5 protein-coding genes are annotated in these 12,701 nt (G+C 37.4%); all 5 read right to left on the reverse strand.

All coding sequences use genetic code 11. From position 1 onward, the window contains the following. Window position 1: 1 nt before the first annotated feature. Window positions 2–2,854, reverse strand: a complete 2,853-nt coding sequence (locus tag NBC122_RS03125; RefSeq protein ID WP_133438967.1) for a SusC/RagA family TonB-linked outer membrane protein — start codon at window positions 2,852–2,854, stop codon at window positions 2–4. Between the two features lie 388 nt (window positions 2,855–3,242). Beyond that, complete coding sequence (locus NBC122_RS03130) at window positions 3,243–4,754, reverse strand: RagB/SusD family nutrient uptake outer membrane protein (protein WP_133438968.1); 1,512 nt, start codon at window positions 4,752–4,754, stop codon at window positions 3,243–3,245. Window positions 4,755–4,765: 11 nt separating this feature from the next. Continuing rightward, window positions 4,766–7,699 (reverse strand): SusC/RagA family TonB-linked outer membrane protein, encoded by a 2,934-nt coding sequence (locus tag NBC122_RS03135; protein WP_133438969.1) that lies wholly within the window; start codon window positions 7,697–7,699, stop codon window positions 4,766–4,768. 311 nt (window positions 7,700–8,010) lie between these two features. Next, window positions 8,011–9,618, reverse strand: coding sequence for a RagB/SusD family nutrient uptake outer membrane protein (locus NBC122_RS03140; protein WP_133438970.1), 1,608 nt, complete (start codon window positions 9,616–9,618; stop codon window positions 8,011–8,013). Window positions 9,619–9,629: 11 nt separating this feature from the next. Continuing rightward, entirely contained in the window at window positions 9,630–12,509 is a 2,880-nt protein-coding gene (locus tag NBC122_RS03145) for a SusC/RagA family TonB-linked outer membrane protein (protein ID WP_133438971.1), read from the reverse strand. Between the last annotated feature and the right edge of the window lie 192 nt (window positions 12,510–12,701).

The following is a 12,701-nucleotide window of genomic DNA, read 5'->3' on the forward strand; positions in this document are numbered from 1 at the left end:
TTTAAAAGCTTAAATTAACACCAAATAAAAATGATTTAAGAATTGGTAGCCCTAAATTTGACGCTCCAGAAAGGTTAATCTCAGGGTCAAATTTCAATCTATCATCAAAGGTATGTGTCCAAGCGTTATTCGCCATTACATAAATTTGTGCACCTGTTAGACCTGTTCCGTTCAACAACTTATTTTCAAACGAATAAGAGAACTTCGCATTGCTTAATCTGATATAATCAGAATCATATAAGACACGGTCTGATACTCTGTAAGAATTCTTATTTCCGTAATAATACATTGGTTTTGGATTGGCTGCAGTTGTATTTTCCGGAGTCCAGTAGTTCCCCATTACATCTGCATATCCTGGGTAGTAATCGGAGTAATATCCATCAGAATACAAGTACGAAGCCCAGTCATCAAGAATCTTTCCTCCAAATCCATAGGTAAATTGTAGGTCTAATGCAAATCCTTTGTAGCTCATTTTTGTATTAAGTCCACCGTAAAGATTACTCAACATCGATCCTTGAACTGCTTGTTTAGCGGCAAAATAATCGTTTGTAGTTTCGCCACCTACGCCATCTTTGAACCATAATGGATCTCCGTTTGCAGCATCTACACCAGCCCATTTTCTAAGATACCAAGTTCTTACACCTTCACCAACTCTCAGGGTAGTTGTTCCACCATTCACATCACCTCCATAGAGTTCTGTAATTTCGTTTTTCAAAGTTGAGAGATTGAATCCTAAATCCCATGAGAATTCGTTTCTATCACCTCTAAATATATCTGCATTCAACGCAAATTCAAAACCTTCGTTAACCAAAGTACCAATATTATCTACGTACGAGGTAAGACCTTGTGATCCTGATAACGGCAGGTTATAAATCAAATCTTTTGTTTTCTTGTTAAAATATTCAGCAGATAAGGTAACTCTGTTATTCCAAAAACCTAAATCTAATCCTATGTTTAATGGATTAACTGTTTCCCATGACAGATTTGGATTATATAGTCCTGAATACCCACCTGCAGCAAAATCATTATAGTTGCTAGTAAATGAGTAAAGAGCATAAGGATTCGCACTAACTTGGTTTCCTAGTTTACCATATGAAGCTCTGAATTTCATCTGAGAAATCATATTGATGTTTTTGATGTAGTCAATTTTAGCAAGGTCTAGACCAACCCCAGCAGACCAGAAATTACCTGCTTTCTTTTCAGGAACAAATTGAGAGAGAACATCTCTTCTAAATGAAGCATCTATCAAGAACAATCTTTTATAGTCATAGTGTCCTGTTACCGCATAACCATATCTTGAACTGTTACCTTTTGTACCTTCGTAACCATAAGGAACGATAAAGTTAGATAATGTTTCAAGCGTTGGTGTTCCTACAGTAATTCCCGTAGCTGCTAAAAATTTATTATCGGTTTTATAGGCTTCTTGAATTAAAGTAGCACCGACATTATGTACTCCAAATTTACGATTCCAATCCAAGATGTTTTGAACGTTGAAATTAAAATACCTGTTATTTGATGTTCTTTGGTAACCACCGTAGGTGTAGCCATCTCCGTGCAATGGGTTCCAATATGTATCTTCTTCGATATTGATATACTCCGGAGAGAAGACAAATTTATAAGTTAAATCCTTGAAAATTTCATACTCAACTCCTAAATTAGCATACGCTCTTAAAGTTCCTGCTTTTGAATAATTCTTTTCTTGGAGGTATGGAATATTGTATAATCCATTAGAAAGTCGTGAGTTACTTGCTGCCCAATACCATGATCCGTCATCGTTTTTAGTTCTGTCGGTAGGTCTGTTAAAATATTGCGCTAAAATAGGGTTTGAAAAAGCACCACCCTGACTTAAAGTTTTCAAATTTGAATGAGAAACCTGAAAATCACTTGTCACTTTTAATTTATCAGTTGCCTGATATCCAACTTTTGTTGTAAATGCCAATCTGCTGAATGCAGAATTTTTAACAATACTTTCTTGACTAAAATAATTCGCAGAGGTATAATACGTTAATTTATCATTTCCTCCAGACATGTTGAAGTCAACATTTTGCTGATATCCTGTCTTTTGGGTCTCTCTTCTCCAGTCAGTATCATTAGTGGAAGTGAAGATATTTTGCAGATCAGCACCTTCTCCGCCCGCTTCCAAAAAAGTATAAACTTCACCAATGTTTGCGAAGGTTTGCCCCCAAGACGGTGTTGCATTATAAGTATTCATTACTGACTGTGCCAAATACTCTCTCCATTGAGCTGTATTGAAAGCTTTGTGCCCTTCAATAGCCCTCTCGTTCATACCTGTGTTCATTGAAAGGTTAAATCTCGCCTTTCCTTTTTTGCCTGATTTTGTGGTAATAATAATTACCCCAGCTCCTGCATCAGCACCATAAACGGCAGTAGAAACTGCATCTTTCAGCACTGTAATATTTTCAATATCATCAGGGTTCATACTTGCCAAAATATTAGCTGTCGTATTTCCCGTAGTTAAATCCCCCGAAGCAACTCTCACACCATCCACCACATAGATAGGAGACACTACTCCATTAATAGACGACACTCCTCTAACACGTACGCTGGCCATACCTCCAGGCTGGCCCGAAGAACTTCCTGTTTGCACACCAGTTACTCTACCTTGCAGCATTTTATCTACAGAAGCAACCGGAACATCTTTAATCTTGTCTGCCCGCATAGTACTTGCTGATCCGGTCATTTCCTGAACAGTTCTTTTCTGTCCAAAACCCACAACCACAACCTCTTCAATGTCGCTCACTTTTACAGTGTCTGAAGTAGTCTGTGCTGAAGCCATAATAGCCCCAACAAAAAACATGGCTCCAACGCTCAATGTTTGTAATTTCAAATTCATATTAACACATTTTTAATATTTAAGCTACAAATATGTTAATTATATTTAACATAACCAAATTAAATATATGATTCACATTATATGAAAACCCTTCGGGAATTATTATAAATTTATCATTATTATGTCCTAATGATAAAAATACTACCACTCTATGCTTTTTTAAGATATTTATGATAATTTTATCATAAATATTTGATAAATTTTGTTTCCTCAGCATTTATTGAAAACTTTAAACTTAGTTTCCACAGGAAAGCACGAGGGTAAGGATTACTTACAAATTTGGATTGAAAGTTTTGATAACGATAAACATAAAAAAACCGCCATTGCTGGCGGTTTCTCTTATTGAAAAAATTCTATTGAAGATTTACTGTATCTTTCAGATTAGCTTTTATAAATCATTTTGCTTCACCAATCCTTTAGAAGCATCAATTTCACCTTGTGGTATCAACCATGTCCATCTTTTGTCTCCTGCAGGAACAGTAAGCAAGTTGTTTGTTACAGCGGAGACCTGATTGGTACCCGTTCTGTCTAAAGGTAAGTTCAATCTTTTGAGATCTAGGAATCTGAAACCTTCCCCCCAAAGCTCCAGTCTTCTGCTATTAAGGATCTCATCGACATAAGCTTGACCGGTTGTGGTAGCGCCAGCATAAGAAGGGTTTCTATTTTTCTCGAATTCGTTAAAAACGATCTTAGATTGTGCCTCTTTATTATCTCTAGCCAAAGCTTCTGCTTCAATCAAGTACATTTCTGCTGCTCTCATGAATGGAATATCTCCTAAACTTGTATTATTATCAATCGCGCCAGATGAGTTTGTTGATAAGAATTTCTGAGAAGTGTAAGGCACTTTCAAATAAGTTGAAGGCAAATTAAGAGCTGTATGAGCGCCCGTCGGGTCAATAACTTGAGTTCTCACATCTGTAGTTGCAAACTTAGCGTACAATAAATTGTTCACTACTTTTGGAGCCTGACGAATCTGAGATGAGTTATAATTTCTAGACATATATGCCATAAAGTTTCCAAAATAATCAGAAGTGGTATCTAAAGGCTTATATCCCCATAACCATTCAGTATTATCATAACTATTGAATCCTTTTTTATAATCAGCATTCGTCATTAATGCAAAACCAGCTCTCGCTTCTTTGGCATAAGTAGCCGCCTGTGAATATTTCCCTTGAGTTAAAGCTACTCTAGCCATCAAACCTTTTACAACGCTCGCATTAAAATGCGATTTATTTGTCCTTGCTTTACCAGAAAGCAATCCAAATGATGAAGTAAGATCATTATTGATAGAAGTATAAACTTCTTCTAATGACGCTCTAGGAATTGCTTCGAACTCTAGATCTAACCTTAACGGAACTCCCATTTGAGTATTATTACCACCAGCAACATATCTATTTGCATAAATTTGAGAAAGCATGTAGTAAGAGAATGCTCTAAATGCATAAGCTTCACCCATTAATTTATCTTTAACAGCCTGATCACCTGCAACTGCTGGAGTTTTAAGGATTACGATATTGGCCATTCTGATCTGCTCATAATAGAAATCGTAAGGGTAAAATAAGTTTCCAGAGTTTGCATTGGCATTATCCAACCATCTGATTGTACTCACATACCAGTTTGGACCGGCAGCAGGGAAAATTAAATCCTCACCCATGACGTCCATATAAATCATAATTCCGGTATTCCCGTTCTGACCCTGACTAGAGTTTTGTCTTAAATACATATTTCTATGCATTCCGTTAATAATAGTACTTATATTCTCGATAGAACCAGAAGCCAACTGCTCACTTACAGAATCTGTTGGACCTGTTTCCAAATAATCTCTGTCGCATGATGAAACCATGCTCAATACTACTGAAGCAGCAGCAAATAAGATTGTTTTTTTATTAATAAATTTCATTTTTCGATTTTTTAAAAAGTTGTACTTAATCCAAAAGTAATAATTCTGGCACTAGAGTATCTAGGGTTTACAGTTCCGTTAAATGATTGGTAAGGCTCTAATCCCTGTCTTTTACTTGACAACCAGAGATTTTCACCACTTACAAATAGTTTCAGACTGTTTATTCCTACATTTTTCACTACATCTTTATTGAAGTTATATCCCAATGAAGCATTCCTCAACATCACATAACTTGCATCCACCAACCATCGGGAAGATCCTGCATTAGCTTCAACTGCTGTAACTGAATTAAGTACCGGCACATCTGTTATTTGACCTGGAGTCGTCCATCTGTCTAACAAATCTACGTGTGCTGCTCCACCTTGTAGGTAAGATACCATTAGGCCTGCATAGTTCGTATCATAGATTTTACCACCAAACTGATAGTTAAATGCTGCTGACAACTCAAAATTCTTAACATTTAAAGTAGTAGAAATATTCCCGAAGAAATCTGGAATTGCAGAACCTTGGTACTCATATTTAGCTTTTGCTTGTTTTGTTGTTACAAGCGTGCCATTCACGGTTCTAACATCTGCCGCTTTTAAATCCGGATATAAAGTCTGATCTAAGACATACAATGCTGCTCCATCACTAGAATCTACTCCATACCAAGTTTTCAGCCAGAACGCATACAGGTCTTTCCCCACCATCAATTTCTTACTTCCGTTAATAATTGACTCCTGTGGAAGTTTAGTAATCTCATTTTTGTAAGAGGTACCATAAGCATTAACGGTCCATTTTACATTTTGGTTTTTGATTACATCTACACCGATTGTGAGCTCATATCCTTTATTGGTAACATTACCAACATTGGTCTGGATACTGTTTCCAGGAATACCAGGATTCAAAGGAGTTGGAACAGGGAAAAGAAGATCTCTTGTTTCTGAGTTATAGTATTCTATCGTCCCTCTTACGCGTCTGTTAAATAATTCAAACTCCAAAGCGATATCTGACTGGGCTTTAGTTTCCCAGGAAATAGATGGATCCGCTACATTTGACAAAATAACTCCCGGTTCCGTACCATTATTATACCCTAAATCGAATACAGATTGGTAAGGATACCATGAAGATAAAGCATCGTTTCCTACTTCACCGTAAGACCCTCTTAATTTTAAGAGATTAATCGCTTTAATATTGCTGATGAAATTTTCTTTAGACATCACCCAACCTGCACCGGCAGACCAGAATGAAGCCCATCTAACATCTGTTGCGAATCTAGAAGAAGCATCCCATCTGATAGATCCTTCTAATAAATATTTCTCAGAGAAGTTATATTTTAAGCTACCAAACCAGCTTTCTTTTGTTCTGGTGTCAATTTGAGAATTGATGCTTGTATTGTCTACAAATCCACCAAATTCATACGCTCCAGCGACACTTTGGTTTCTTTTATAACCATATAAATAATCACGTAAAAAAGCACTGTTTTCATGACCTGCAAGAGCAGTAAAAGCATGATTACCAAAAGACTTGTCATACGTTAAAACTTGATTAAAAGTATAATCACGGTTAAAATAAGCAGTTCTTGAAGCAGACCCAACACCGATAGCATCACCTATAAAAGTATTGGTAAAGATTTTATTAAGAGTTCCCCTATAGTTATATGCACCATTAGTTCTGAAGGTTAATTCAGGAAGTAATTTCATTTCTGCATATACATTTCCTTGGGCATTATAAGTATTAGTGGTGTTATTATTTAATAATGTTTCCCAAACGATGTTACGTCCTGATGCTGCATCCGGACCTCTCATTGCACCGGCATCATAAAGCACTTCTCCATCTGGACCGTACATTCTTTCCCCGGTTACCGGATCATGCTGGTATGGGCTATAAATAGGCCCCATCCGTCTTGTCCAGGAATATGGATTAATAAAAGAAGAACTGCTGTCGACACCATCTACGGCATTACCGCCACTACTTACCGAAGCATTTAAGCTTGTTCCTAATTTCAACCAAGATTTAACTTGAGAATCAGCGTTAAGACGCAATCCGATTCTTTCGAAGTCTGATTTAGTAATATATCCTTCCTCTTTTAAATAACTCAAAGAAGAAAAGTAAGTACTTTTATCATTACCACCTGTAAAGCTTAAGTTGTGATCCTGCCTAACTCCAACACCAATTAGAGGTTCCGCCCAGTCAAAATCATTGTATTTCAGTTGTGCATTAGGATTTAAAACCCCGTCTACAACTAACGTACTATTTGGTACGTTAAAAACATTAGTTTTTAAGTTTCCTGTTATCAAGTTAGCAGAAGCCCAGGCGTTTGAGGCTGCAATACCTTCAGCTGGAGTTGACGTTCTTCTACCATTTCTCATTGCCTCCCAAGCTAACACATAATAATCAGCAGGACCCACTCTGTCGTATTCTTTAATAAATCTACTGCTAATACCAGTACTGGTATTCAAAGTTATTTTTGAAGAATTTTTCTTACCTCTTTTAGTGGTAATCATAATTACTCCATTCGCAGCAGATGAACCATATAGTGAAGTCGACGCCGCATCTTTCAATACGTTCAAACTTTCAATATCGTTAGGATTAATCGAATTCAAGTTTCCCGGAAAAGGAACACCATCTACAATAATTAAAGGCTCATTTGAAACTGAATAAGATCCCGTTCCTCTAATTCTAATAGAAATCCCATCACCTGGTTGCCCACTACCGGAAGCAACTTGAATACCAGCACCAGCTCCGTCTAAAGCTTGCAGCACATTTGAAATTGGACGCTCCTCAATCTCTTTAGCACCAACCTGTACGTTTGCTCCTGTCAAAGTAGACTTTTTCTGAACACCATATGCAACAACTACAACCTCTTCGATATTCTGAGTTTTGGTTGAGTCCTTTTGCGCCATAACTGCCTGTCCTGTAAAAAACAAAACCCCGGCAGTTAAAACTTTTAATTTCACATTCATATTAACACATTTTAATATTTAAGATGCAAATATGTTAATTAGTTTTAACATGAGCAATAGAGAATTTCATTTTCTACTATAATAGTGTCCATTTATATGTATATTTTGAGTATTAAAAACACATTATGCATTTAATATTCAAAATATACACTCTTTAAGTAATTTTTAATCCATTCAAGCTCGCCTTTTTAATAATGTAATATTTAAAAAAAACATTATTTAGAATAATTATAAACATAAAAAAACCGCCATTGCTGGCGGTTTCTTTTGAAAAAATACATTTGATATTTCTTATCAAAATCTGACTTTAATTAATAACCTGGATTTTGCTGAGCAGCCAAAACAGGATTAGCACTCGTTTCCAATGTTGGGATTGGCCATACATATTTATGATCAGCATAAGGAATAGCCGGGACATCAGTAGTTTTATAAACATATGGAGTTCCGATTTGGTAATCCGCATAGGTTGGATTCTGACCATTTCTGTATTTCGCCGGAATTCCAACTGCTGGCGTAAGAGCATCCTGCTGTAATCTATGGATGGTGTTCCACCTCAATCCCTCTGCCAGGAATTCGATTCTTCTTTCCAGTAACACTGCATTTACAGCCGCCGCTGGTGTTGTGAAAGCAACATACTGCTCTGTTGCAGGATTTGTTAGAGATCGGTTTCTCACCGAATTCAGGTCTGCCAAATACGTAGCATCACCCAACCTTGCCTTAGCCTCAGCTCTGTTCAGCAGAACTTCTGCATATCTTAAAAGCGGTGAAGCATCCGTCAAAGTACTTGTATCCTTGTATTTATTCGACAGCAGAAATGACGGTTGCGAAGGCTGAGTAGGAGTACCAGCAGTCATTACAGTTTTTACTAGATTGGCACCTCTTCGTTTATCTGTTGCCAGCCATGATGGCTGATTCCAGATTACAGGGCTGATTGCGATTAAAGCTCTACCATTATATTGTGAAGCCAAAGCACCATTTACACTTGGATTGTTGGTTGCAGAATTTTCCAAAGAGAAAATACTTTCAGTATTACCGTAATTGTTAGCAAAAGGAGTATTCGGATCCGCAGTCAGTGTATAAAGACCATTTAATTTATTGGCTTCTTCAATGACTTTCGGATAATCCGCTTTGCTTAAATACACTCTTGTTTTTAATGCAATCGCTGCCTCTTTAGTTGCGTATACTATGGCGTTTTTAGCAGATCTTGCCGCCTTAGAAGTCATCAACGTTTCTGCCTTATCTAAATCCGCTAAAAGCTGCGTGTAATTCGCGGCTACAGTTCCTCTTGGAAGACTTGCATTCTCTTCAATAGTTGGCAAAGAGTTGCTTGCTTTCAACCTATAAGGAACCCCAAGGTGCGATGCATCTGCAGTATGTTTATAAGGCCGCGCAAAGAAGTTAAGCAATTCATAATGACTGAATGCCCTAAAAAACAAAGCCTGTCCGATATAATCATTCCCTTCTGCTTCCGGAATAACTCCACTCTGAATAGCCTTGGTAACGCCTTCGATCACAAGATTAGCCCTGTTAACTAGCCTGTAAGTATCTACCCAGTAGTACACGGTATTTAATGCCCCTGAAGGATCCCAAGTCCCTGTATAAGTTATTGCATAGAAAGAAGCTGTATTCACCATATCTTCGCCCCTCATGTCGTTTTGCTGAAAATAAGCGGCACCAAAAGGATAACCCCTACCTGCGGATGATGGATTTGCGTTATTATACTGCCCGATTGCCGCTGCCTGATACATCCCATTCACCGAGAGGATGATGTTTTCTTTGGAGCTGAAAGCCACCTCTTCACTAATCTGATTATGAGGTGTAAGTTCCATAATATTCTCCCTGTTACAGCCGGTGAGAGTGAACGCAGCAACTGCCAGTGACAAAAAATACTTTTTTGTTTTGATATTTTTGATATTCATATTAATAATTTTTAGAAAGTTGCATTAATTCCGAAGGAAATTGTTCTTTGTCTTGGTACTGCATTATAATCCATTCCCAGATTTTCCATCTCAGGATCAATCCCTTTATAATTGGTAAACATTATTGCATTCTGCACAACGCCATAAATCCTAAACTTAGTTAGATTGATACTGGACAGCATTGCAGGATCTAAGGAATAACCGAGGGTAATGTTATCAATTTTCACGAAGTCACCCTTCTCCACAAATCTAGAAGTAGCCTGGCCATTTAAATTAATGAAATTTCCTCTACCTCCATGTAATTTCGGAGTCCAACCATCTCCAGGATTGCTGGCACTTTGCCATCTTCCTAAGATTTCAGATCCGTTGTTATAAAAGTCCTGGTTGAGCAATTCTCTTCTTGTAACATTAAAAATATTATTTCCCCCGCTAAATCTTGCCATTACACTAAAATCAAATCTCTTATATTGTAATGTCGTATTCACAGAACCAAAATAGGTTGGAAGCGTATTCCCTAATATTTGTCTATCATCATTTGTCAATGAAGAAGCGGTTCCCAGGTTACCTGGATTGGTAGGATCAAATAAATAATAGCCCTGATTGGCAATATTCGCCTGCACCAAAGAACCATCAGCTTTATAGTACACCGGATTACCGTTTGCTGCATTCACTCCCCAATATTTATATCCGTAAAGGGATCTTAAAGATTCTCCTTCTCTGATAAGATAAGCGGTTTCGCCGTTTTGGGATTGAATAATATCCTTACCATCTACCAAACCTGTAACTTTATTATCCATTAAAGTCAAATTACCTCCAATACTCCATTTCAGATTTTCATTTTTTAAGATATCAGCGTTCGCGGAAAATTCGAAACCACGATTCTCCATACTTCCAATATTTTTATTGACCGAATTACCCGGAACCCCTAAAGAAGGCGATAATGGTACTGCAAGAATTAACCCGTCATTCTCATTAACAAAATAATCAGCACTAAATGTAATTCTGTTTTTCAATAATCCAAAGTCTGCACCTAAGTTTTTCTTTGTATTTGTTTCCCATTTAAGCTGATCATTCCCTGCCTGCGAGTAGCCAATACCATTATAATCAGCATATTTAAAACTATTATACAATCCTAAATATGGATAATTTCCAATATCGGTATTTCCCACTTTTCCATAAGATGCCCTCAGTTTCAATTCAGAAAGCGTGTTAAGATCCTTCATAAAACCTTCATTTGAAACTGTCCATCCCAAGGAAACTCCTGGGAAATTACCCCATTTATTCGCCGTTGGTAAAGAAGACAAACCATCTCTTCTGATTGTTCCCTGAACAAAGTATTTATTCGCAAAATTATAGCTCAATCTTGCAGCATAAGAAATTAGACCGTTCTCCGTAGCACCTCCACCGGAATATTGAGTTGCATATGAACCAGAAATCACCCCTACATCACCAAAGAAATCAGAGGACAATCCCTGACCATCAGCAAAAAAACTGTTTGTTTTCTGCTTTTGGTATTCATTAACCAAAACCACATTTAAGTTATGTGATCCAAATGTTTTGTTAAAGTTCAGGATATTTTGAATATTCCACCGATCAAGGTTCAGGTAATTATTATCGATATACCCTCCTCTTGAAAAACCGTCACCGTGAACCCTATTCCAATAGAGAAACCCGGTAGTGACAGAACGGTCTTTACTTACTTGCAGTTTGTAATCTAACCAGTCAGTAATTTTCACATCTCCCGCTATACTCCCAATAAATCTGGAAAGATCAGAAGTGTATTTATTATTATTCACAACATAAGCGATGTTTGTAAGATCACTGGTAATTGGGATTAAGTTATCCCATTGACCAACTCTGCTTACGGTGCCTTGCGTATAAATATTATAACCAGTAGGTGTTCTGGTATCATATATCGGTGTATTAGGCAATTGACGCACTGCACTAAACATTGCTCCGGAAATTGAATTATATCCATTATTCAATCCTTTATAAGATGTTTCCGAGTAGGCAAAATTAGTACTGAGTTTAAACCAATCTGTAACCTTTTGATCGGCGTTCATTCTCAGTGAAATTCTCTCCATGGCATTTGGGGTAATCACCCCTTCCTGCTTTGTATATCCTAGAGATGCGTAATAGTTACCCTTTCCGAGCCCACCAGTCATCGACAAGAAATGATCGGTCTGCGTACCTGCTCTAAGCACCGCTTTTTGCCAATCAGTATTATAATCGCTTCCTTTAGCCCATACTGTTCCAGCTGCTTTTGCTTTTTCATTAGAAATTGTCAAGAAGTCGGGAGTCTCCAGTAGATCCAATTTCTTCACTACACTTGCTACACTGAACATGTTATTATAAGATACCGTAAATTTTCCGTTTTTCCCTTTTTTTGTAGTAATCAAGACAACCCCATTAGCGGCGCGAGAGCCGTAAATTGCAGTTGCTGCCCCATCTTTCAGCACGGTCATCGATTCAATATCAGCGGGATTAATATCCGCCAATGCATTGGTGTAAGTATTCCCGCCACCGGTATCGCCGGCAAAAATAGGAACTCCATCAACCACATATAATGGCGATGTACCAGACGTTATCGTATTCACCCCCCGAATACGCACTGTTGGCGCTCTGCCAATATCGCCTGAGCTACTTACCACCTGTACGCCCGATGCCCGACCCGCTAATTGCGCTTCGAACGTAGGAGTATTCAAATTGGCGATATCACTTCCTTTCACGGTTGTAATAGAGGAAGTTACATCTGCCTTCTTTTGGGTCCCATAGCCGACTACAACAACCTCCTCAATATTTTGAGTTTTAGTTGAGTCCTGCTGTGCCACTAACGCCTGTCCTGTAAAAAACAAAACACCTGCGGTCAAAATTCTTAATTTCACATTCATATTAACATATTTTAATATTTAATTGGCAAATATGTTAATAAAATTTAACATCAGCAATACCCTTTTGTGAAGTTTATCACAATAACTTAAATTAACAACCTATAAAACATCATTTTACTAAATTAATAACAGATATCGCATTGTATATTAAATTTCAACTAAAAAATATCAATTTTTATCAACACAAAAATA

Source organism: Chryseobacterium salivictor (assembly GCF_004359195.1).
GTDB classification, from domain to species: Bacteria; Bacteroidota; Bacteroidia; order Flavobacteriales; family Weeksellaceae; genus Kaistella; species Kaistella salivictor.